We start from the raw sequence: 22,349 nt of genomic DNA, 5'->3' as shown, positions 1-22,349 counted from the left end.
GTCACGCGCCCCCCGGCCGCAGCAGCAGCATGCCAAAGCCATAGGCGGTGTGCCGTCCCACGCCGCGCGCCAGCAGCCGTGAGAAAGCTGCGCCGTCGGTGACCGTCAGTTCGCCGTGGAAGGTTGCATCCGGCCCTTCGGAACTGGCTTCGCCGCCCTCCTGATCGTGCCGTCGGGTGCGCACGCGGGCAAACCCGACCATGCGGGTGCGGGCGAGATCGAGCGTTGCGGCGCCCGACAGGCGCTCCGCCAGCCAGTCGCGATAGACCGCCTCGCGCGAGAGGCCTTCGTTCTCGGGATCATCGGGCATCCCGTCCGGAAAGCGGCGCAGCCGCGCCACCAGGAAGGCGTCGACCTCGGCCCCCTTGCGGATGGCGCCACTTGCCGCCTTGCCCTTGAGATGCAGTCGATGCTCCTCCCGGCTCCATCCTTCCAGCGGCTTCAAGAGACGGCGCATGGGCCGCGCGCGCAGGTCGAAGGCCAGCCGCCGGCCCTCCCGCCAGGTCTCCGGCATGGTGCGCAGCGCCAGATGCGCGGTGCCAAGCGCCTGCAAGAGTTCGGGCGCGGCAATGTCCAGCGCCTCGCGAAGAGCGTCCTCCGTCGCTGTGCTGTAGGCATAGAGCGTCGCGCTGCGGGCGCCGGGCGCCGGCATCAGGCGGAAGGGTTGCAGCGCGCCCTTGCCGAAGGTCTCGCTGAGAAGGTGGTGCAGCGCGCGACCCTCATCATCGCCGGTGCCCCGCAAGGCCGCCAGACGGCGCAGGCTCTGGAGATCGATGAGAAGGCTGAGCAGGGTGAGTGGGGGAATGGTCTCCTCGCTCATGCGGTCGGCCCTCCTGCCATCACCACGCCTTCGACAACGGCACGCACTCCGCCATGCAGGCCGGAGCGCCAGTTGCGCAGATCCGGCAGGTCGTGAATACGGTGAACGGCATCGCCATGCTCCGGCCCCTCGCCGAGCGGCCAGAAGGCACGCAGCCTGGCCGGCAGGGTGCCCTGCGAGACCGATCGTTTCGACAAGGCTCGTGGCGCAGGGGAGGGAGAACAGGGTACGCGGCCGAGGGCTCCATAGGCATCCGGTGCCTCAACGAACCAGTCCTTCTGCCGTGCCGGTAGAAGCGGACGCGAGGGCAGGCAGGTCTTGCGGCCGATGAACAGCGGCCGGGCCGGCCGGTGCAGTGCGGCGGCCAGCCCGTCAAGATCGTAATCGCCCGGCACGCCGCGATTGCCTTCGGACGGCGCAAGAGTGATCGCGATCACCACCCGCGCATCCATATGGTAGTCGCGCCGGCGGCGGTGCGGCGCGCCATAGCTTGCCCCGTCGCGCCCCTCGACGATGCCCCAGGTCGTGAAGGCGCGGTCCTTCTTCTCCAGCTGCGCATTCTGCATGTCCGTCAGAAGGCCGGCGGGGCTCTCCCGGTCGATACGCGCCGCGAAGATCAGCCGGTCCTGCAGCGCCTGATGGCGGTCGCTGTCGGTGCGCTGCCAGCCGAGCGCATTGGCAAGGAGGCCCGTCAGCATGGAGGCGGCCGGAAAGTCGCGAGTCACGCCCATATGGTCGATCGCCACGCCGCCGAACGCAATCAGCGGCGCCTCGATCTCGAGGATCAGCCAGCGGCGATCATGCATCGGGCGCATCCTTCACAGTCTCGCAAGCCCAGCGCGCGACGTCCGCGAGCGACCCTTTCGCGATATCCGGGAGGCTGCCCGCTGTGCACAGGTGGCGCCGGTCCTCGCCGGTCGCGTAGGCCTCGTCAAAGGCCGCCAACTGCGCGGCGAGCGCATCGCGCGCCGCTGGAAAGCTGTGGGGGAGCGCATGGCGATAGGCCGATGCCAGCGAACGCGGCTGACGGTCGCCGGCCTCTGCCAGCAGGAGTTCGGCACGGCCATAGGGCGCCGTCGAGCCGAGCTTGGCGCCAGGCGAAACTTCGGCGATCAGGTAGAGCAGGTTGTGCACGACGCGGCCCGCCAGTTCGCGATCCTCGCCGCAGTTTCGGATCAGGCCGGGCAGGTCGACCACGACATAGCCGTAATAGAGGCCGGAGGTCAGTTCTGTCTCCTGGATCGTGTCGGCGCCGTTCGCGTCATCCTCACGCTTCAGGTCGTCGACGGCAGTGAAGTAATCGTCCTCGCTTTCGGCCGGGTGCACGGTAAAGGCGTGGGCAACATGCACGGGCGCATCGATATTGGCCTCGGGATCGGAGGTCACCATGCGGCCGAAAAGGGCGGCTGTCAGGCCGCCCGGCAGCTTGCTGTTCTCGCTCATCGCCTTGAAGGTCTTGTCCTTGGCCCACGCGTCCACGGCTTTCTCGGCCGCTTTCGCATCGCCGGCCGTGGCCGCGATCGCCTCCGCGCCGGCAGCGAGGAAGGCAAGCTCTGGTGCGCCGAGCAGCAGGGTCTGCCGGCTCTGCTTGCCCTTGTCACCGCTCTTGCCATAGACGAGCCGCTGGAAGGCCGGCTCCAGTGCGTCGACGATCTCTTCGGCAAACCGGCCGCGCAAGGGGCGGATCACCTTTTCTGTCACCAGCTCGCGTGAGCGGAAACTGTCGACATAACCGGCCAGTGTCTGGAGGGCGTGCGGGTCCTTGTCGGCAAGGCGCCAATGCCGCTTCAGGCTCTGCGAGGAAATGCGCGTGCGCGTCGTGCCGCCATAGACGAGCCGCTTGGCCTGCCCCGTATCGTCACGGTTGAGCAGCGCCGCCGTATAGGCATGAAGCGTGTGGATCTGCAGGAAACGGGACGTGGTCATGGGGTCTCTCCCTTTTTCGCGGCATAGGCGGCGCGATCGAATGCGTCGTAATAGGTCTTGGCAAGGCGGCGCAGCGGCCAGACATCGTCGATGAACAGGAGGCTGCGGATGTCGTCGCAGTTGACGCCGCTCTCCATGGTGCCGAACAGGAAGCGGGCGATGCGTCCCAGCGCTTCGCCGCGCCAGCCGAAGGGCAGGGCCATGAAGCTCGCCAGCCGCTTTTCCGAAAAGCCGGCTTCGGCAAGAACCTTGCCAAGCGGCTGCTCGATCTTGTGAAAGGGCACGCGCGAGCGCACATTGCCGCGCGGCGTCAGCAGCGCGAGGATCTTCACGAACTGCATGCCGGTCGCGTCCCCCGCCAAAGGATGCCTGGCATCGGTCGCCAACTGCCAGAAGGCGATCTCGCCGGGACCGAGCGGGTCCATGCGACGCAGACGCGCAACGGAGCCCGGATCCAGCCGCATCAGCGCGCCGACAAGCGCTGCGGTCGTTGTCTTCGGGCTGGCATCCTTCTCGTCCTCATCCGGTGCGCGGGACGTTTCAGCCATGGTCTGCCACCTCCTTCAGGTCGTGACGTTGAAACAGCTGCGGGTAACTTTCCCTGAGCTCCCGCGAGAAGAGCGCGCGGCGCGCCCTGACCTCGGCGCGCGGCCGATAAAGGGAATGGCAGGGCATATCGGGCAGGGCCTGCTCGAACAGCGCCTGCGTCCGCACCCAGAGCTCATGCGCAAATTCGGTCTTCGCCGCCGTCCGCGCCGCCTCGTCCTTTGTCTCCGCCGCGAAGCGACGCCACAGGTGGTCGAAGAAAATCGTATCGGCAAAGCGGCCGAGCTGGTCGCGCGCTGCGTGCGTCAGGCTGTAGCTGTCGCGGCTGATACGTTCGGCCTCGCCGGAGGCAGCCGCCAGCACCAGCGCATAGCCGAGCGCCTTGTCAAACGAGCGGATCGTGGCCACTTGCTCCTGCGCAAGGCGGCGAAGCGTTTCCTGGGAGATGGCTTCGCCCCATTCGGCGATGAGCTGCCGGCTCTCGATGGGAACCACGCGGGAGCGATAGCCGCCGGTCTTGGAGTTGCCGCGCGCCAGCGCCTGCGCCACGATCGCCAGCGGCGTGGCCGCCCCCTCGAAACCGGCGCGGCGCGCCAGAAGCGGCAGCGTCCAGTTACCCGAGAAGAGTAGGTCCGTTAACTTCTCGTAGTCGAAATCACCCTCGTCGCCGATCGTCAGGCTCTTGCCTTCCGTCGTGTGGACCGGCGCCCAGGGGTCTTCCAGATTGCCCTTGTTCGCCTTTGCTGCGATCCGCGTCTCGCGCGACGTTCCCTTCGTCGCCGCGAGGCGACCTTCGCGCATGTCGAGCCGAACGCGCCGGCATACTTCGATGAACCAGATGTCGAGCTGTTGAAGCGTTAGCTGCGCGCCCTCCGGCCAGGGCTCCAGCCATGTGAGCCCGATCCCGTCATCGGCATAGGGCAGGGCTGTTTCATCCAGAACCCGATCGCGCGTCTCCAGCAGCACCTGCAGGTCGCGTCGAAACCATGCTCCGGGCCTCACCCGCATCGCCCTGCCTTCGCCGGGCGACAGCGGCGCCAGCGTTACCATGGCGCGGGAGGAGGAGCCGCCATTCATTCGCACGACACCTTGATTTCCCGCCCCGCCATAGCCTTCGCCCGTTTGCAGTGAGACGAGCGCGTAGATCCAGTCTTCCGCCGCACCCGCGCGGGCGATCATCTGCTTGAGATCATGATTGCGCGAGGTGATCAGAAGATCGAGCCCGTCGGCCGTCTCCACCGGGTTTCCGAGCGTCACACCGTCGGGAATGGCCGGCTGTAGGAAGGCCGGCGTCGACGTGTCCTTGACAACGAGGCACCACGGTTCGTCGCCCGCAAAGCCCGGCGTCAGCCCGCGCAGCAGCGCTGCCCAGTCCGCTTCGTCCACCGGAATGTCCGCAACCCCCGCCCGGTGCAGAGCGAGGCCGGCGAGCTGGACGAGAAACATATGCCAACTCGCCGTCTGGTGCGGCCGCAGCGCCGCAAACCCATCCACTTTATCCCGCGCCAGCGCCGCGAGCACCCCCGGCAGGGTCAGTCGCGCCGGGGGAGAGGTGGTGAGGAGTGGCAGGAGGAGAAGGTTGAATTGTGTCCCTGTTGTCATGCGTCAATCCCTCCATTCCAGCCCGCGCCGCCCGTACACAAACCCTGTCTCCATCACCGAAAACCGCACCGTCTCGCCGTCGTTCTCGGCCGCCACGGGCTCTTCGCTATACAGGCCGGACCAGTGGGCGGGCAGCGTGATGCCGGTGACGGGGGCGCCGAAGGGGCCGGTGACCGGGGCGCTGAAGGTAATGAGCGCCCCTTCAGCGCCCAACCGGGTGCGCACTCGGGTGTCCTCGTCCGCGAAAGGGGCAAGTTCCATGAAATCTTGATCGACCGGCAGGCGCAGGCCTTTGGCATTCTGCGCCTCGGCGATGTCGCGGCCGTAGCTGTTGGCGCGATAGGCCTGCCAGGCCGCGCCGAGCTCGGCATCGAGGGCATCGAGCCGCTCCGGATGCGTGGCGCTTTCCACCAGCAGCCGGTTCATACCCGGAATGCTCCAGACGGGATGGGCGATGGCGAACCGGCGCGTCAGTTCCGCTGCATGCAGGTTGCGATAGACCCCGCCGCCGTCGCGAAATGCCCCGAGTCCGTTGTCGAATGCCGGCGCCGTCAGCCGGTCCAGCCCGCCCTCCGGCGTCAGGACCATGCACTGCGCCACCTCGAAACCCGCCGGGCGCGGCAGCGCATGCCGATGCAGCCGGCCGAGGCGTTGGAGCAGCACATCCACCGGGCAGAGGTCGGTGACAAGGAGATCCGCATCGATATCGAGGCTCTGTTCGAGTGTCTGGGTTCCCACGACGATCCACCCGCCGACCGGGCGATACGTTTCCTTGGGGCTGAGCGCCGCCTCGACCGCCGCGTCCAGCAGAGCGCGATCCTCGGCGGCAAAGCGCGAATGGTGCAGCGCCGGGCCGTCCGCCACTTGCAGCAGCCGATCCCCGGCACCGAGCGCTTTGATCGCTTCGAATGTCTCGATCGCAGCGCGCACCGTGTTGCGGATCACGAGCACTTTTGCGCCCGCCTGCGCTGCGGCGACCGCAGGGATGGCCGCTTCGGCGCCGGACCACCCGGCGACGAGCGTCATCGCCACATCTTTTTGCCGCTGGCCGTCCGTCGCGACAGCTTTCACCCCGCCCTTGCGCCCCCAGACGGCCGGGTATGGCGCGGCGACGGCGGTGTCGAAATCCGGTGCGCGCCGGGTTCGGCGGTCGGTGCCGAGCCAAAGCGCCCGCGCTTCCGACCCCAGCGTGGCCGACATCAGCATGGCGTGCCCGCCGCGCGACAGGTGAAGGTTTAGAAGATGGCACTGGATGTTTGTCATATAAGCGTCGGACGCATGAACCTCGTCGATCACGAGCAGCGCCCGCGACAGGGCGGCCGCGCGCAGATGAGCGTGTTTGACCTGCAGCGCCGCGAGCATGGCCTGATCCACCGTGCCGACCGCTACGGTCGCCGCCAGCATGCGCCGCCCGCTTTCCGCCGCCCAGCGCGCAAGGCGTCGGGGCTCGTCGGGATCGTCGTCCCACAGCACGCGAAAGCCCGGCAGCCGCTGGCCTGAAACCGCGCCGGCCTTGAGATAGCCCGGTACGGCGAGCGCCGCCTCCGGCGCCCCGGCGCCCATCAGGCGAACGAGCGCATCATTCACCCGTTGATGGATCTGCCGGGCTGCGGCCCGGGTCGGCAGCGCGAAATAGAGACTGTCCACCAGCCCGGCCTCGAAAAGCTGCGCGAAGCGATAGAGCGCAGCCTCTGTCTTTCCCGAGCCCGTCTCGGCTTCCAGAATGAGAAGCGGATCGTCGAGCGGCCATTCCGCGGTCACCGTCTGAGCCGGGCGCGGCGGATGTCCGCCGGAAACCGTCTCGAAACACACCTTCCCTGCCATGGCGGCGCGAAACCGGCTTGCATCGAGGCCAATGCCCGCCACGGCCTGCGCCACCCGATGGCGGGCATGGTCCATATAGGCCACATCCGCCTCAGCCACGTAAGGAAAGACCGCTTCCGTCGAGCCCAGCCAGTCGGCCAGCGACACGAGCCCGCAGAACAGATGCTGGAAGGACGGCGCCGACGGCAGCGGGTCGCCGCCGAGCGCGAAGGCCGCGTCAAACCAGTCTCGCATCAGCCCGCCTAGGGCCTGTGCCGCGGCAAGTGGATCGTAGCCCGCCGCCGCCACGCGCACCCATCCCTCTCGGTCCCTAGCGGTGAGAGTGAAGGGGCGACCGTGATGGGCAAATGCTGCCTGCCGCAGATTCGTCGCGACGCCCCAGGCCGTGAGTGCGGCAACATGCAGCGCCTCGGCATAGGCGAAGTCGGCAACGCCGTCAAAAAGTGCGGCACCTTCCGCCACGTGCCCGCGCGGAAAAATGCCCGGCCAGCCGGCGCCTGGCGGCAGGGCGCGGACCTGAAAGCCCGGATGCAGCTTGCCGCAATCATGCAGGAAAACGACCATCGCCAGCCGGGCCACATCCTGATCCGTCAAGGCCCGCCCGGCGGCCGTGTCCAGCCGCCGCCGCACCACAGGCAGCCCGCAGAGCGCCTCGAAGCAGGCCGCGACATCGGCGCAGTGATGCGCCAGATGGTGGCTGCCTGTCTCTCCCAGCTTGCCCCAGGGTAACGTTAGTGCTGCGGACAACGACTCTTCCCTCGTCTGCCGCAACCAAGGAGAATTATTTGCTGCTGATTCGCAACTTTAATGCCGCTTTGTGGGTATACTTTTGTGTGCCTGTTTAAAACCGCAGGCCTGCATCAGGCTAAAATGCGGGACGGATTACACACTCGACTGAAACGCAAAGCTGACGTCCACCATTGGTGAAGGCGGATTACAGCTGCCTAACCGACGCGCGTGTGTTAACGTGGTACAGTAATTGACCCGCGATACCCTGAAATTTCGTTTATACGATCATGATGAAATTTTCGAGTGTCGTAAGATTCAGGTTTGGATTTTAATCTTTGATGATGAAAAAGCATGCGGTGAGCTATGCGATTATCCGCTTCCAGCCTCATATTGAAACGGAAGAATTCGCCAATGTCGGGATCGTCCTGGCGGCGCCGCGTCTGGGCTATCTCGATTTCCGGATCGAAACCAAGCGTCTCGCCCGCCTGACGAACTTTTTCGACAGCGTGGGCGCGAACACCATCCGCGGTGTGCTGAGGAGCTACAACACCGAGTTGACGCGGATCCGCGATTTGGCTGGGCACAAGGGCGACGGGCAGAGGCGGTTCGAGTTCGAAATGCGCGACAATGCCGAGCATCTATTCCATGCTCTCACCAAGGACCGTGAGGGCATGATCCGGTTCAGCGATGTTCGTTTCGCGATGACCGACAGTCCGAAGACAAAGCTCGAGGAGCTCTTCGACTATTACGTACGGCGCAATTTCGCGGGCGCCGTCTATCGTGAGGGCCTCCTGGAGAAGCATGTCCGGGGTCTGTTGAAGATGCGCGATCTCGGCCAGAACTTTAAGCCCATGTCGTTCACCGACGGGCTCTACTCGGCCAAATTCCCCTTTGTGGAAGTCGCTGGCGAGAAGCCGCTCAAGGTTCTGAAACCGATCTTTCTCGCGCAGGACGAACCGACCCGCATTCTCGATCACGGCAATAAATGGTTGTTCACGATCCAGCGCCTGAAAGACAAGCTGCCGCCTAACGTCGTTATGGCGGTCGAGGGGCCAACTGATAACGGTAAGCCGAGACAGGCCTTCCGCCAGGCCGTGAAACTCTTTCAGGACCACAAGATCCGCGTGATCGATGTGCAGAATGAGGACGAACTGATCAATGTGGCGGAAGGCACGCCTACCGACTGAGGGCCCGCCCCACTTGCAGTTTAACTGTGACGCTGGATGAGCGCTCCGCGACGATATCAGCAGTGAGCGCAAGGACTCATTACTGAAGTGCTCAAACCGGCGCCTCTTTTTTCGCCGGCTTGCTGCACGGTGTCTCGACTGTCACCATCCCACGCAGATGCTCCAGATCCAACCCCGGATAGGCGATCGCGTTCACCAGCTCCGTGCGCTTGTCGAGCATGCCCTGGCTTAGGACGCCGTAGCCGCGCGTCACCCGGCTGCCGTTGCCATGGCCGAAGATGAAGTTGAAGTCGTCATCGAGGTAGCCGGCGCGCCGCAGAGCGTCGAAGGCCCCGTGGCGGAAGGAATAAAGCGATAGCCCCTTGCCATCCTTGATGCCGACTTTTTCAAGATACCGCCCGAAGGCGCGGCTGAAATCGGCCATCATCTGACCCCGCACGTTACGGACAGCCAGCGGGAATAGACGCGTATGCCCCGCGGCTTTGATGTCTGCGACATAGTCGAGGAAGCCAAGCCGGATCAGCCCGCCGTGGATCGGCACTTGGCGTTTGGAGCCGGCCGTTTTCAGGGTTTTCCGCTCTTGCCCCGCCTCATCGTCATCGTCGGTCTCGGTAATGTCCATGAACCAGATCCCTTCCATCTGCCGGATGTCCGACAGCATGAGCTGGGCGACTTCGGCAGGCCGGGCGCCGGAGTAGAGCATGATCAATGGCACCCAGTAGCGGTGGTCCCGGATCCTGACCGATCCCGGCTTGTGCCAGAAGCGGGGTGCCTCATCGCCTTCGCAGCCCGTGAACAGTGGAGACCGGAACAGGAGATTGAGCTGCTCGGTGTTGAAGGGGAACACCTTCTTGCGCTTGTCCTTGGCCAGCGCCATGCCTTCGGTCGGATTGGCGTCAATGTAGCCGTGTGCAACGAGCCAGCTGCAGAAGGCGCCAAGGCTGGCCAGGTGCCGGTTGACGGTGCGTGGTGTGATCACCGGTTTGCCGACCTCCGCATTATGCTTGACGATCTGGGCGATCTTCATGCCCGCAAATGCCTTAGTCTCTGCGGCTTTCACCGGATAGATCATCAGCAGCGCTTTCCACTCGCGTACGGCGCGCTTGTCGATTTTTGAGGCGGGGTAGGTGGTTCCGACATGGTCGACGAAGAGCCCGACATCCCGTCGGGCTTGGGCGAGGGTATCGAGGGTGATGCGGCGCGGGTTCTCGCGGGCGTAGACGTCAAAGAGTTCCATGATGGATTGACCCGGCGCTGCTGTTTCGCGCGGCGCAGCGAAAGCAGGCTTGACGATCGGGTCCGTCGGGCGACCGGAATAATCGCCGACATCCCGTTCCAGCGTGCGTTCAAGGACCTGAATGTCCGCTCGCATCAGGAGCTCCTCGAGCTCACGGAAGGGCGCAGAGCCGTCCTCGACCAAGAGGCGATGGCGTCGGATAAAATCGCGGACGGCCTCTTTGATCAACACGTATCGCCCGCTCGCCAGGTCGCGGCGCAGTGCTGCCAGACGACGGGAGCGGAGATTTGTGTCATCCTGCCGTGCTCGCTTCAGGAGCTCAAGTTCGGCATATCCGTTGATCATGCTGACCATGTCGTCCGAGCGGATTTCGCCGTTGTCGATGCGTTGCCAGACCCGGGCAGCTTCGCGCTCGAAATCTGCATCAGTCGGCATCGCGCGCCGTCGTTCGGCGTCCTCCTGGAGCTTCGCTTCGTAATGCTCCCAGACGGCGACGGCTTTGTCCTGATCGGTCAGATGGCGCCGGGCCAGCATGTCCTCAAACGTCGCGTCCCATTTCTGCAGCTCGGCGTTCAGTCGGCGCTTTGCGGTCGCCTCGTCCTTCGTCCGCAGCGAGATTTTCTTGTCCTCGCTCGGGAAGTGGTCGCGCAGGTCAGCCGGGATGTAGATGCGGGCATAGTAGGTGCCGCCTTCGCGTCGAATGAGGTTGGATCGTCGTGTCATCAGGGCTCCCGGAACAGCTTACCGGAACAGTAAACCGGAACACCTCTAGACCAGAAAGCTATTTTATGGCAATAGGTTGTGAGGTATCAAGGGCTTGAATAGACTTGGATTATGTTCCTGGCGCCCCAGCCATTCCAGCGAAATTCGCCACGAATCAGCCTTTTGCGGTTCTCAATCGATCTCCTCCGTATTTTCAGCCGAAGGTTATGCGGCAATTGGCGGGTCGAGACAGAAAAGCCCGCCGCATCGCTGCGGCGGGCCGGGCTTTGTCGGGATCTGGATTTTTCCTTACTCCGCCTTGGCGTCGCCCAGGAATTCCTCGCAGTAGCTCGGGCCGCTGTCGGTCTTGCGGTCGCCGAGGATGCGGATGGAGCGGATGATGTAGTCGGCGTCGGTGGTGATCTGGACCGAGCAGCTGAGGTAGACGGTGCGGGCCGGTGCGGTCTGCTTGCCGCGCTTGCCGTCCGTCGTCTTGGCATATTCGGCCGGGATGCGGCGGGTCTTGTAGCCGCCCTTCCAGCTGTAGACGGTAGACGAGCCGCTTTCCACGTCCGAAACGGGCGGGCCATAGGCCGCAAAGAAGCCGCCGGCCGGCTTGCCGAGCCATTTTGCGTCGACCGCATTGCCGCTGCCTGCGCCGCCCGTGGTCGTGCAGCCGGCAAGCGCCAGCGCAAGGCCGGCCACCGTCATCATCCGAAATCTCATGCCTGTCCCCTTCACCTGTCCTGTGGCGCGCCGAAGGGCGCCTTCCCGGCCGCCGGCCGGTGCCCTGTTGTCCGATCTGTCGTCCTGTCCCGTCGCCGGCCCGCATGCCCTCAGCGTCCGCATCTCAGGGAGGCCGCCCGGCAGGGGCGGGGAGAGGCAGAAGGCGCAAGGGGACGCGACGGGTCGCGACGCGCCTGCTCTAGCGCCAAATTCGTCCCTTGCAAATCGCGCAAGCGGGCCGCAGGGCGAAAAACGACCGAAATTCCGGTCTTTCCACCACCCGGATTGCCCGCAGCCTTTCGTGCCGCAGCGAAAGCGGACCGTCCCGCAGCCCGCCGCAGTGCGCGGCCGGCAGGCACGGGCAGGGGGCGCGTCGGCCGGCCCCACTTGCCTGCGGTGGCGGCTGCTGTCGCCTGACCTATCAGCGCCCATCAGCGCCCGCCAGATCGCGATCCCGCCACCGTCATGTATCCGTCACACACCCGTTGGATGCGCCGTCCGCCGGGCGATCTCCCGTTCTGCACAGGCCCGAATTTTTTGAGAAATTTCCCCTTGTGCATCCCGAAAGCCTGTTCTATAGGAGCGCCACTGGTCACGGAGTGTAGCGCAGTCTGGTAGCGCACCACGTTCGGGACGTGGGGGTCGAGTGTTCGAATCACTCCACTCCGACCAGTCGAAAAGCCCGCGGATGCGGGCTTTTTTCGTTTTCGGGCCAAGGGTTCGCAAGCCTCCACCACCAGCCGGTCCGGCAGGTTGCGCCGCTCGGCTGAGCAGCGTGGGCCGGCAGCGTTGCCGCTCTTCATCCGTCGCCTGCCGGGCGGTGAGGCGCGCGGCGGGGAAGGGTATCCCCTGACGAAGCCTGCGCCCTCGCAGCTGCACCCACGCACCCGCGCCCTCTTTCCTGCGGCCAAGAAGCGGCAAAGCGGGCAGCCCCCGGATCGCTTCTGGTCCAGGACATCGCGCCCGCCGTAGAAGCACCACATGACGCCGGCGGCATATGCTGCCGGCGCCGTGTGCAACAGCCTCGTCAGGCGCGGTCCGACAATGACAGACATGAGCTTTCCTCTCAGCCGCGCGGCGGCGCTTGAACGGTTGAGGTCCTTCGTCCCGCAGGCGGGCAGTGCCTATGCGCGGCTGCGCAACAAGGAGCGGGGGAGCGGGGGACACGTGCACGTCTCACGCCTGTCGGCGGCGCTGCGCCGGCGGCTTGTCAGTGAGGAAGAGGTCGTCGGCGCCGTTCTGGCAGATCATGATCCGGCATCGGCCGGGGCATTCGTCAGCGAGGTGTTCTGGCGCAGTTACTGGAAGGGATGGCTCGAACAGCGCCCGGGCCTGTGGCCGGACTATGGCGCGGCCGTGGGGCGCGCGCGTGATCGCCTGCAGGCGTCTGCCGCGCTCGACGCGCGCCATGCGGCGGCGATCGCCGGGCGCACGGGCATCGACTGCTTCGACGCCTGGATCGGGGAACTGATCGCCACCGGCTATCTGCACAACTGGGCGCGCATGCAGGTCGCGTCGATCTGGATCTTCACCCTCGGCCTGCCATGGGAACTCGGCGCCGCCTTTTTCTTCGACAGGCTGATCGATGCCGATCCGGCCTCCAACACGCTCTCATGGCGCTGGGTCGCCGGTTTGCACACGCAAGGCAAGGCCTATCTCGCCGATGCCCAGCGCATTGCCGCCATGACGGATGGCCGCTTCTCGCCAGGCGGGCTGGCCCGCACGGCCGTCATTCCGGCAGACAGCCTGTCGGTGCCGCAGCCCGCCGCCGTGCGCACCGTCACGCGCCCCGATCCGGCCGCCGCCACGCTCCTGCTCGTGACGCCGGAAGACCTTTCCATGGAGACGGAGCCTGCCTTGCGCGCTCTGCCGGTGCAGGCGGTGGCGGTTATCGACGGTCGCAACGACTGGGACCGGATGGCGCTTGACGATGGCGTGGCCCGCGCCTGCGCCGCCTGGCCGGAGGCTCGCCCGCTTGGCGTCGTTGCGCCCGCCGATCTGTCGGCCACGGCGCGCGCCGCAGGATGCACGCAGATCGCCACGGCCTTTCTTCCGGTCGGGCCCCTGGCAGATGTCCTGGCGCGAGCGCGGCAGGCGGCGCGCCCCGACGGCCTGGTCGTCACCGAAGTCCTGCGGGACTGGGACAGCCGTACCTGGCCCCACTGCCGAAAGGGCTTCTTCGCGCTCCGGGAAAAGATACCCGGACTTCTGGATGGCGGGAGAATATGAGATGACGCCTACGCTCACCGTCTATTTCGATGGGGCCTGCCCGCTCTGTCGTCGGGAGATCGCCCTGATGCGCCGGCTGGATCGCCGGGGCGCCATCGATTTCGTCGATGTCTCCGACGCGGCGACGACCTGCCCGATCGACCGGGCGGCGCTGCTCGCCCGCTTCCACGCCAGCGAGAACGGCCGGCTCTTTTCCGGCGCGCGCGCCTTCGCCGCCATGTGGCGGGCCATTCCTCTCCTACGGCCGCTCGGCATCCTCGCGGATCTGCCCTGGGCCCGCCCCCTGTTCGAAGCGGCCTATCGCGGTTTTCTGCGCATCCGCCCCCGCCTGCAGAGGTGGGCCGCATGAGCGGCGCGGATCGCTATCGTCCCGTCCCCCAGGGTCGCCTGAGCCGGCTTGCCGCCCTCGGTCAGATCGCCGGCGGCCTTGCTTCGGGTGTGGTGTCGGAAGGGCTGAGCCGTCTGGCAAAGGGCGAAAGGCCGCATCTGCGCGACCTTCTCCTGACGCCGTCAAATGCGATGAAGGCCGTCGATCAGCTCTCGCGCATGCGCGGCGCGGCGATGAAGCTTGGCCAGATGGTGTCACTCGACCCCGGTGAACTTCTGTCGCCGGAGCTGCAGGCGATCTTCGCCGAGCTGCGGTCCTCGGCCCATTTCATGCCGCCCGGCCAGCTGTCCGCCAGTCTGGCAAGCGCCTGGGGAGCGGACTGGCGCCGCCACTTCAGCCACTTCGACACTGTGCCTCTGGCCGCCGCATCGATCGGGCAGGTGCATCGGGCCGTGCTGATCTCCGGCCGTCGCGTTGCGGTCAAGGTCCAGTATCCCGGCGTCGCCAGAAGCATCGATTCCGATATCGACAATGTTGCGACCTTCCTGCGCCTCTCCGGTCTCGTTCCTGCCGGCCTCGATCTCACCGCGCACCTGGCGGAAGCCAAGCGGCAACTGCGCGAAGAGGCCGATTATCTGCGCGAAGCCGAGGCGATGCGCCAGTTCCGCTCCCTGCTGTCGGCAGATCCCCGTTTCGTGGTGCCGGCGCCGGTGGAAGAGCTTCTGCATCCCACCGTGCTGCCCATGGACTTCGTCGATGGCGTGCCGCTTGAGCGCCTCGTCTCGGCGCCGCAGGCAACGCGCGAAAGCGCCATGCGGGCTCTGGCGGATCTCGCGCTGCGCGAACTCTTTGTCATCGGGGCCATGCAGACCGATCCAAACTTCGGCAACTACCTGTGGAGACCGCAGGACGGCCGCATCGCGCTTCTGGACTTCGGCGCCGTCCGGCCGGTCCTGCCCGAGAGCGCGCAGGCCTACCGCGCCCTGTTGCAGGCGATCCTGAGCGGCACGATCGAAACGGTCCGTGCGGCTCTCCTCGACATGGGCTATTTTTCGCCGGGGCAGGTCGCCCGCCATGGCCCGACGCTCGACGACATGACCGCGACGGTGCTTAATTACGTGCTGAAGGCCCCGGAAGGCCTGGTCGATTTCAGCGACAGGGGGCCGCTGGTCGCCGTGCGCCAGAGGGCGCAGCCTATCTTTGCCGATCGGTCGCTCTGGGCGCTCCCGTCTCCGGACAAGATGTTCCTGCAGCGCAAGATCACGGGCATGGCGCTTCTCGCGCTGAAGCTGAAGGTACGGTTGCCGGTCGTGGACATGCTGTCGGAGCACGCATGAGCGACGTGACAGCGCGTTGATCCTTTAGCTGTTTCCCACGGCGACGGACCACGGCAGGCGCAAGCAAGATCACTGTCCGGCCCGCGTCCTGAGGCGGAGCGGCACGACAAGAAAAAGGCGCGTCCCCTGCGGAACGCGCCTCATGTGGTCAGGCAGAATGCCTTGCCGCCTGCGGCATTTCCGGCCGAAGCGCGAACGCCTCGGCCTCGGCCAATTCTACGGAAACGAACGCAGGGAGCCTGCCCAGTGGTCACGGGGCATGCGTCAGATATCCCCGCCCGCATCCTTCCAGAGATCGGCAGCCTCGGAGGCGCTCATGCGGCGCACGTCGGCCTCGTGGCGGCGGCTGGCGAAGAGTTCGGTCGCCATCAGCTTGTCGGCGAGGTCGGCGGGCAGCGTCAGCACGACGCGGGCCTCGTCGCCACCGGCATGAAGGCCGCCAACATTCGCGCGCTTTGCGGTGATCATGCCGCCGGCGACCGTGTTCAGCGTGTCGGGATCGATGAGGATGAAGGCGCCGGTAGCGCGGTTCTGCTCATAGGGGTCGAAGACCGCCTGCTCGTCGAAATCGAGCGCCACCTTGCCGATTGCGTTCATCGCAAATGCATCCGTGTGGGCCAACCAGACGCCCGTCTTGATGTCGAGCAGGCTGGTGGGGCGCACCGTGACGCGCTGGCGGCGCGCGCCGGCCTTCAGCCAGTAGCGCTTGCCGGGCTGGATGCCATCCGGCTGCAGGGCCACGAGCTGCGCATCGAAGGCGGTGCCGACCTGCGGCTGGGAATCGATCGCGGCAATCACGTCGCCGCGCGCCACATCCACCTGACGATCGAGCACCAGCGTGATGGCATCGCCCGAGACGGCGGCATTGCGCACGAGGTCGAAGGTGACGATCTTGGTGACGTTGGCGACCATGCCGGAGGGCAGCACGACAATGCTGTCGCCGGGCTTCACGGCGCCGCCGGCAACCGTGCCCTGATAGCCGCGGAAGCTTTCGCCCGGGCGCGACACGCGCTGCACCGGCAGCCGGAAGCCGACGGCTTGGCCGGAGCGAACCGGGGCCTGTTCCAGGAATTCCACCAGCGTCGGGCCTTCGTACCAGGGCATGGCGGCGCGGCCGTCATAGACGACGTTCTCGCCCTTCAGCGCCGACATGGGGATGGCGGTCACCTGGCGGATGCCGAGCGACAGCGCGATCTCGCGGAACTCGTTCGCGATCTCCTCGAAGCGGGCCCGGTCGTAGTTGGTCAGGTCAAACTTGTTGACCGCCAGCACGAATTGCCGGATGCCCATCAGCGAGGCGATGGTGGCGTGGCGGCGCGTCTGCTCCAGAATGCCGGCGCGCGCATCGACCAGCAGCACGGCGAGGTCGGCGGTGGAAGCGCCCGTCGCCATGTTGCGGGTATACTGCTCGTGGCCGGGCGTATCGGCAACGATGAAGGAGCGCTTGTCGGTCGCGAAATAGCGATAGGCGACATCAATGGTGATGCCCTGTTCGCGCTCGGCCTGGAGACCGTCGAGCAGCAGGGCGAAGTCCGGCAGGCCGAGATCGTTCTGCTTGCCAACGGAGTCACGGCGCAGCGTCGCGGCCTGATCTTCCTTGACGGCCTTGGTGTCCCAGAGCAGGCGGCCGATGAGGGTCGACTTGCCGTCATCCACGCTGCCGCAGGTGATGAGGCGCAGCGGACGGCTGTCGCGCTGGGCGGCCAGCGGGGTAGAGGAGAGCGGGGCGGCTGCCGGCACGGTATCGGCGAGGGCGGCGGTTGCCGTTGCGGAGGCGGTCATCAGAAATATCCTTCGCGCTTCTTCTTTTCCATGGAGCCGGACTGGTCGCGGTCGATCGCGCGGCCCTGGCGTTCGGAAACGGTTGCGATTTCGAGTTCGGCGATCACCTCGTCGAGCGTGGTGGCGTCGGAGCGGATGCCGCCCGTCAGCGGCCAGCAGCCGAGCGTGCGGAAGCGCAACATGCCCTCCTGCACCTCTTCGCCCGGCAGCGCCTCGAAGCGCGGGTCTTCCGCCCACATCAGCATGCCGTCGCGCTCCACATATTTGCGCGGCTTGGCGTAGTAGAGCGGCGGCAGCGGAATGGCTTCGGCCTGGATGTAGCGCCAGATGTCGACTTCCGTCCAGTTGGACAGCGGAAAGGCGCGCACGCTCTCGCCGCGGCGGATCATGCCGTTATAGATGTTCCACAGTTCCGGGCGCTGGTTGCGTGGATCCCATTTGTGGTCGGCGGTGCGGAAGGAATAGATGCGTTCCTTGGCGCGCGAGGCTTCCTCGTCGCGGCGTGCGCCGCCGAAGGCCGCGTCATACTTGCCGATGTCGAGCGCCTGGCGCAGCGCCTCGGTCTTCATCACATCGGTGTGGTAGGCCGAACCGTGGCTGAAGGGCGAGATGCCCTCCACCGCGCCGCGCGGATTGGTGTGCACGATGAGGTCGAGGTCGAACCGGCGCGCCATCTCGTCGCGAAACGCGATCATCTCCGGGAACTTCCAGCCCGTGTCGATGTGCAGGAGCGGGAAGGGCACGCGGCCGGGGAAGAAGGCCTTGCGCGCCAGATGCAGCAGCACGGATGAGTCCTTGCCGATCGAATAGAGCATGACCGGCTTGTCGAACTCGGCGGCCACTTCCCGGAAGATATGGATCGCTTCGTTTTCGAGCGCCTTCAAATGCGGATCGAGCGGCTGCTTGGATGCCTGTGGCTGGTTGTACTCGGGCGAAAGGGAAAGGTCAGTGTCCTGACGGGCGGCTTGCATGGCGAATGGGTACTCCAAAGGCAATATCATCATCTACAGCCCAGAGGCGTCTGCCTCAATGGGCCGGCTCAAGACTGGGGATGTCGGAAGCGGCTTCGGCCACATGCAGGCCGCATTCCCGCTTCTCGTCGTTTTCCCACCACCAGCGGCCGGCGCGTTCCGGCTCGCCGGGCTTGATGGCCCGCGTGCAGGGCTCGCAGCCGATGGAGGGATAGCCGCGCTGATGCAGCGGGTTGATCGGAATGCCGTGCTCGGCGACCCGCGCATTGATCGTCTCGATCTCCATGTCGGCAAGCGGATTGATCTTGATGAGACCCCGCTCCAGATCGGCCTCGGCAAAGGGCGTCGTGGCCCGGTTGCCGGACTGGCCGCGACGCAGTCCGGTGATCCAGAAGGATGCGCCCTCGAGCGCACGCGCCAGCGGCTTCAGCTTGCGCACGCCGCAACAGGCGTGGCGGGCTTCCACGCTCTCGTAAAAGCCGTTCAGGCCATAGCGCGCCGCATAGGCGTCCACGTCGGCCTGGTCAGGGTAAAAGCGCTGGATGAGGATGCCGTAGGTCTCCTCGGTGCGGTCGATCAGCGCGACGGTCTCGTTGAAGAGACGGCCGGTCTCCAGCGTCGAGACGGTGATGTCGAGCCTGGCCGTGCCGATGGCGGCGGTGATGACCTGATCCTCGATGCCGAGCGAGGTGGTGAAGACGGCGCGACCATCGAGCGCGGCCACGAGCGCAAGGCGCTCTTCGAGGCTGAGCGGTGAAAGCTGCCGGTCGAGCGCCTCGGCGGCGTCGATGAGGGGGGATGCGGACATGGGCATGATCCTGTTCCTGGAACGGCCGGACTATCGCAGGACGCAAGCGTCGGGAACAGAAAAAGCGCTCTCTCTTGTGCGGGCTTGAGAGCAAATATCACCACAGCGCCGCCAAAGCGCAAAAAACCTATAAAATCAATAGAAAATAATCCCTCAAGAGCCCGCCGACGGCGAAGCCGGTGCGGACTCGCGCTCCTCTGCCCGCCGATGGCGGATGGCGCTTGCCAGAAAGTCGCGCGACAGCCCGTGATACAGCGGTTCGGGCGAAAGAAAGCGTGAGGTGAGGTAGCCGAGCATGGCGGCCACCATCAGCACCAGCACGTTTTCGCGGCTGTCGGACATTTCGAGGATGATGACGAAGGCCGTCATGGGCGCCTGCACCACGCCGGCGAAATAGCCCGCCATGCCGGAAAGGGCGCCGAGCGAGACGCTGGCGCCGAAGAGCAGCGCCATGCTGCTGCCGAAACCCGCCCCGACAGACAGCGACGGCGCGAAAATGCCGCCGGGAATCCCTGAGAGCATGGAGAGGAAACTGGCCGCCAGCTTTTCGAGGAAGAAGAGGGGCGGCAGCGCGGTGCCTTCCACGGCACCCCGCGCCTGGTCGTAGCCGGTGCCGAAGGTCGCGCCGCCGGTAGCGATGCCGAGAAGGGCCACCGCAAGACCGCAGAGCGCCGCCGCAAGGATCAGCCGCCGCTGCGGCTGCGGGGCCGCCCAGCGCTTCACCCGCCGCCCGGCCTTCAGCGCGCCGGCCGAGAAGAGGGCACCGAAGGCGCCGCCGCCGACTCCGCAGGCGATCACCATCCACCATGCATTGAGATCGGGCACGACGGCCGGGGCCGTGCCGAAATAGGTGTAGTTGCCCGCAAGCCCGAGCGCCGCAAGGCCCGAGATGATCACGGCCATCAGGACCGTGCTGTTGGAGCGCGCCGCATAGGAGCGCCCCATTTCCTCGATCGCGAAGACGATGCCGGCCAGCGGCGTGTTGAAGGCCGCCGAAATGCCCGCGGCAGAACCCGCAAGGATCAGGCCGCGCGCATGCGCCAGCCCGCCCCAGCGCGCCGCCTGCAGCATGATCGAGGCGCCCACCTGCACCGTCGGTCCCTCGCGCCCGATGGAGGCGCCGCTGAAGAGGCCGAGGATCGTGAGCAGCACCTTGCCCACGGCAAGCCTCAGCGACAGAAGCCGCCCGCGCGCCTCCCGCTCCGTCAGGTGCCGCCCGGCAATCGCCTGCGGAATGCCGCTCCCCTGCGCATTCGGAAAGAACCGAAGTGTGAGAAACGCCGAAAGCGCAAAGCCCGCCGGCGTCAGCGCAAGCGGCAGATAGCCCGCCAGAGGGCCAGACCCCGTCAGCGCGCGAAACAGATGCTGCGCATAATCGGCCGCCTCAGCAAACCCGACACTCACCACCCCGATCGCCAGCGCCCCCGCCCAGAACACCACCCGCGGCCGCCACACGGCGAGCGACACGCGAAACACGCGCGAACGACGAAACAGGCGGGACTTGCGAAAATACGGAGCCATGACGGCCATGGTTTGCCACGGGATGATGGCGAGGTGAAGGGGGCGGGACAGAATCCCGCCGGTTGGTAGTCTTGCAGATGCACCGCCTACCGATCGCTCACCGCCGCCCGCGGATTTTCCCACGGCACCTGGTTGGAGCGCGCCAGCATGCCCTTGCCGAGAATGTGGTCGGCGGCCTTTTCGCCGGTCATGATGGACGGGCTGTTGAGGTTGCCATAGGTGACGTGGGGGAAGATGGAGCTGTCGGCCACGCGCAATCCATCGACGCCGATCACGCGGGTTTCGGGGTCCACCACGGCCATCGGGTCGTTGCGGTCGCCCATCCGGCAGGTGCCGCAGGGGTGATAGGCGCTTTCCAGATGCTCGCGCAGGAAGGCGTCGATTTGTTCGTCGGTCTGGACGGATGCGCCCGGCTGGATCTCCGGTCCGCGGAATTCGTCGAAGGCCTTCTGGCCGAAGATCTCGCGGGTGAGGCGCACGCAGTGGCGGAACTTCTCCCAGTCTTCGGGGTGGCTCATATAATTGAAGCGAATGACGGGATCGGCCATCGGATCGGCTGAGCGCAGCGTCACGCTGCCGCGCGATTTCGACAGGTTGTAGCCGACATGGGCCTGGAATCCATGGCTCTTCGCCGCCGCCTTGCCATCGTAGGAAATCGCCACCGGCAGGAAGTGATACTGGATATCCGGCTGCTTCAGCCCCGGCCCCGAGCGCAGAAAGGCGCAGGCCTCGAACTGGTTCGACGCGCCGAGCCCGCCGCGCGTGAAGAGCCACTGCGCGCCTGCAACGCCCTGCCAGAACCAGGGCAGCCAGGAATAGAGCGAGACCGGCTTGGTGGAGACCTGCTGGAAATAGAATTCCATGTGATCCTGCAGGTTGGCGCCCACCCCCGGGCGGTCCACCTTCACCTCGATGCCCATGGATTTCAGGTGCTCGGCCGGGCCGATGCCCGAAAGCATCAGGAGCTTCGGCGAATTGAAGGAGGAGGCCGAGACGATCACCTCCTTGTTGGCGCGCACCACCTCGATCTTGCCGCCACGCTCGATCTCGACGCCGACGGCGCGGCCGTTCTCGATCACCACGCGCCGTGCGAAGCAGCGCAGGAGCGACGCATTCGGCCGCTTCAGCGCGGGCTTCAGATAGGCATTGGCAGCCGACCAGCGTCGTCCCTGGTGGATCGTCTGCTCCATCAGGCCGAAGCCTTCCTGCTTGGAGCCGTTATAGTCGTCCGTCAGCTCGAAACCTGCCTCGTGGCCGGCGCGGATGAAGGCGTGGAAGAGCGGATTGGTGACCGGCCCCCGCTTCACATGCAGTGGACCGTTCGTGCCGCGCCAGCCCTCTTCGCCGCCCGACGAGGTCTCCATGCGCTTGAAATAGGGCAGCACGTCCTGGTAGCTCCAGCCGCGCGCGCCAAGCTCTTCCCACCGGTTGAAATCCTCCGCGTGGCCGCGGACATAGACCAGCCCGTTGATGGAGGAGGAGCCGCCGATCACCTTGCCGCGCGGCGCGGTGATGCGCCGGTTGTTGAGATGCGGCTCGGGTTCGGAAAGATAGCCCCAGTTGTAGCGCTTCATGCTCATCGGCCAGGCGAGTGCGGCCGGCATCTGGATGAACGGCCCGACATCCGACCCGCCATATTCCAGCACCAGCACGCTGTTCTTGCCGTCCTCGGAAAGCCGGTAGGCGAGGGCCGACCCGGCGGAGCCGGAGCCGACGATGATGTAGTCTGCCTGGTTCATGGGGTTAGTGCCTTGTTTCGATGACGCCATATGCAATGGCGATGGATGGATTGAAGATTTTATCGCTATTTGTTATGATTGCGAAATGAAGGAAATTCGCTTCACCACAGCCGCGGACCGGGCGCTTCAGCGGATGCAGCCGAAACGAAAGGCCGCCATTCTTGACAAGCTCGCCGCCTACGCGCGCGGCGCGCCTGTCGATATCAAGAAGATGCAGGGTAAGCCGTACTTCCGTATCCGCGTTGGCAGTGATCGCGTCATCATCGACGACAAGGGAAATGTCGTGATGGTTATCGATGCGGGGCCGCGCGGCAGCATCTACAAGGAGTGAAAAC

Annotated in this window: 18 protein-coding genes and 1 tRNA gene; 6 read left to right on the top strand and 13 right to left on the bottom strand. The window is 65.8% G+C overall.

Annotated elements, in window-relative coordinates:
- Position 1: 1 nt before the first annotated feature.
- From ACED18_RS20065 to cas3, 6 genes are read right to left on the bottom strand one after another with little or no spacing between them, the layout of a single operon-like run.
- Positions 2–820 (bottom strand): type I-E CRISPR-associated protein Cas6/Cse3/CasE, encoded by an 819-nt coding sequence (locus ACED18_RS20065; protein WP_377295376.1) that lies wholly within the window; start codon positions 818–820, stop codon positions 2–4.
- Positions 817–1,626 carry a type I-E CRISPR-associated protein Cas5/CasD gene (gene cas5e / locus ACED18_RS20060; RefSeq protein WP_377295375.1) on the bottom strand — a complete coding sequence of 270 codons (810 nt, stop codon included), beginning with the start codon at positions 1,624–1,626 and terminating at the stop codon, positions 817–819. Before cas5e ends, ACED18_RS20065 begins: the two co-directional genes overlap by 4 nt.
- Entirely contained in the window at positions 1,619–2,746 is a 1,128-nt protein-coding gene (cas7e, locus tag ACED18_RS20055) for a type I-E CRISPR-associated protein Cas7/Cse4/CasC (protein WP_377295374.1), read from the bottom strand. Before cas7e ends, cas5e begins: the two co-directional genes overlap by 8 nt.
- Positions 2,743–3,294: a hypothetical protein gene (locus tag ACED18_RS20050; RefSeq protein WP_377295373.1), complete on the bottom strand. Its 552-nt coding sequence runs from the start codon at positions 3,292–3,294 to the stop codon at positions 2,743–2,745. Before ACED18_RS20050 ends, cas7e begins: the two co-directional genes overlap by 4 nt.
- Positions 3,287–4,894 (bottom strand): hypothetical protein, encoded by a 1,608-nt coding sequence (locus tag ACED18_RS20045; protein WP_377295372.1) that lies wholly within the window; start codon positions 4,892–4,894, stop codon positions 3,287–3,289. The genes ACED18_RS20050 and ACED18_RS20045 overlap by 8 nt, the downstream gene beginning before the upstream one ends.
- A 3-nt stretch (positions 4,895–4,897) precedes the next feature.
- Positions 4,898–7,465, bottom strand: a complete 2,568-nt coding sequence (gene cas3 / locus ACED18_RS20040; protein WP_377295371.1) for a CRISPR-associated helicase Cas3' — start codon at positions 7,463–7,465, stop codon at positions 4,898–4,900.
- A gap of 320 nt (positions 7,466–7,785) precedes the next feature.
- On the opposite strand from cas3, the gene ACED18_RS20035 reads away from it, so the two are divergent.
- The gene (locus tag ACED18_RS20035; RefSeq protein WP_377295370.1) at positions 7,786–8,634 is read left to right on the top strand and encodes a DUF3037 domain-containing protein; all 849 of its coding nucleotides are present in this window, start codon (positions 7,786–7,788) and stop codon (positions 8,632–8,634) included.
- A 91-nt stretch (positions 8,635–8,725) separates the two neighbouring features.
- On the opposite strand, the gene ACED18_RS20030 is transcribed toward ACED18_RS20035, so the two are convergent.
- Entirely contained in the window at positions 8,726–10,594 is a 1,869-nt protein-coding gene (locus ACED18_RS20030; protein WP_377295369.1) for a DUF6538 domain-containing protein, read from the bottom strand.
- A 288-nt stretch (positions 10,595–10,882) separates the two neighbouring features.
- Entirely contained in the window at positions 10,883–11,299 is a 417-nt protein-coding gene (locus tag ACED18_RS20025; RefSeq protein ID WP_377295368.1) for a hypothetical protein, read from the bottom strand.
- Between the two features lie 595 nt (positions 11,300–11,894).
- Between ACED18_RS20025 and ACED18_RS20020 the strand changes: the two genes are divergently transcribed.
- The 4 genes from ACED18_RS20020 (at position 11,895) to ACED18_RS20005 (ending at position 15,193) form a co-directional block, all read left to right on the top strand.
- A tRNA-Pro gene (locus ACED18_RS20020) sits at positions 11,895–11,971 on the top strand.
- Between the two features lie 381 nt (positions 11,972–12,352).
- The gene (locus ACED18_RS20015; protein ID WP_377295367.1) at positions 12,353–13,528 is read left to right on the top strand and encodes an FAD-binding domain-containing protein; all 1,176 of its coding nucleotides are present in this window, start codon (positions 12,353–12,355) and stop codon (positions 13,526–13,528) included.
- 1 nt (position 13,529) lies between these two features.
- Positions 13,530–13,877, top strand: a complete 348-nt coding sequence (locus tag ACED18_RS20010; protein WP_377295366.1) for a thiol-disulfide oxidoreductase DCC family protein — start codon at positions 13,530–13,532, stop codon at positions 13,875–13,877.
- On the top strand, positions 13,874–15,193 hold the full coding sequence (locus ACED18_RS20005; RefSeq protein WP_377295365.1) for an ABC1 kinase family protein: 1,320 nt from the start codon (positions 13,874–13,876) through the stop codon (positions 15,191–15,193). Before ACED18_RS20010 ends, ACED18_RS20005 begins: the two co-directional genes overlap by 4 nt.
- A 264-nt stretch (positions 15,194–15,457) precedes the next feature.
- Here the strand turns inward: ACED18_RS20005 and cysN are convergent, their stop codons facing one another.
- The 5 genes from cysN to betA form a co-directional block, all read right to left on the bottom strand.
- Entirely contained in the window at positions 15,458–16,975 is a 1,518-nt protein-coding gene (gene cysN, locus ACED18_RS20000) for a sulfate adenylyltransferase subunit CysN (RefSeq protein ID WP_377295364.1), read from the bottom strand.
- The gene (cysD, locus tag ACED18_RS19995; RefSeq protein WP_377295363.1) at positions 16,975–17,946 is read right to left on the bottom strand and encodes a sulfate adenylyltransferase subunit CysD; all 972 of its coding nucleotides are present in this window, start codon (positions 17,944–17,946) and stop codon (positions 16,975–16,977) included. Before cysD ends, cysN begins: the two co-directional genes overlap by 1 nt.
- Positions 17,947–18,001: 55 nt before the next feature.
- Positions 18,002–18,754 (bottom strand): phosphoadenylyl-sulfate reductase, encoded by a 753-nt coding sequence (locus tag ACED18_RS19990; RefSeq protein WP_377295362.1) that lies wholly within the window; start codon positions 18,752–18,754, stop codon positions 18,002–18,004.
- Between the two features lie 153 nt (positions 18,755–18,907).
- The gene (locus ACED18_RS19985) at positions 18,908–20,275 is read right to left on the bottom strand and encodes a chloride channel protein (RefSeq protein ID WP_377295398.1); all 1,368 of its coding nucleotides are present in this window, start codon (positions 20,273–20,275) and stop codon (positions 18,908–18,910) included.
- Between the two features lie 86 nt (positions 20,276–20,361).
- Positions 20,362–22,014 (bottom strand): choline dehydrogenase, encoded by a 1,653-nt coding sequence (betA, locus tag ACED18_RS19980; protein WP_377295361.1) that lies wholly within the window; start codon positions 22,012–22,014, stop codon positions 20,362–20,364.
- Between the two features lie 85 nt (positions 22,015–22,099).
- Here betA and ACED18_RS19975 point away from each other — a divergent pair, with 85 nt between their 5' ends.
- On the top strand, positions 22,100–22,345 hold the full coding sequence (locus ACED18_RS19975; RefSeq protein ID WP_149739785.1) for a type II toxin-antitoxin system RelE/ParE family toxin: 246 nt from the start codon (positions 22,100–22,102) through the stop codon (positions 22,343–22,345).
- The last annotated feature ends 4 nt before the right edge of the window (positions 22,346–22,349 follow it).

The sequence above is a fragment of the Rhizobium sp. SG2393 genome (assembly GCF_042610495.1).
Taxonomy (GTDB): Bacteria; Pseudomonadota; Alphaproteobacteria; order Rhizobiales; family Rhizobiaceae; genus RU20A.
Note: the sequence above shows the minus strand (reverse complement) of the source record. Positions and strands in the feature narration are given on the sequence as shown.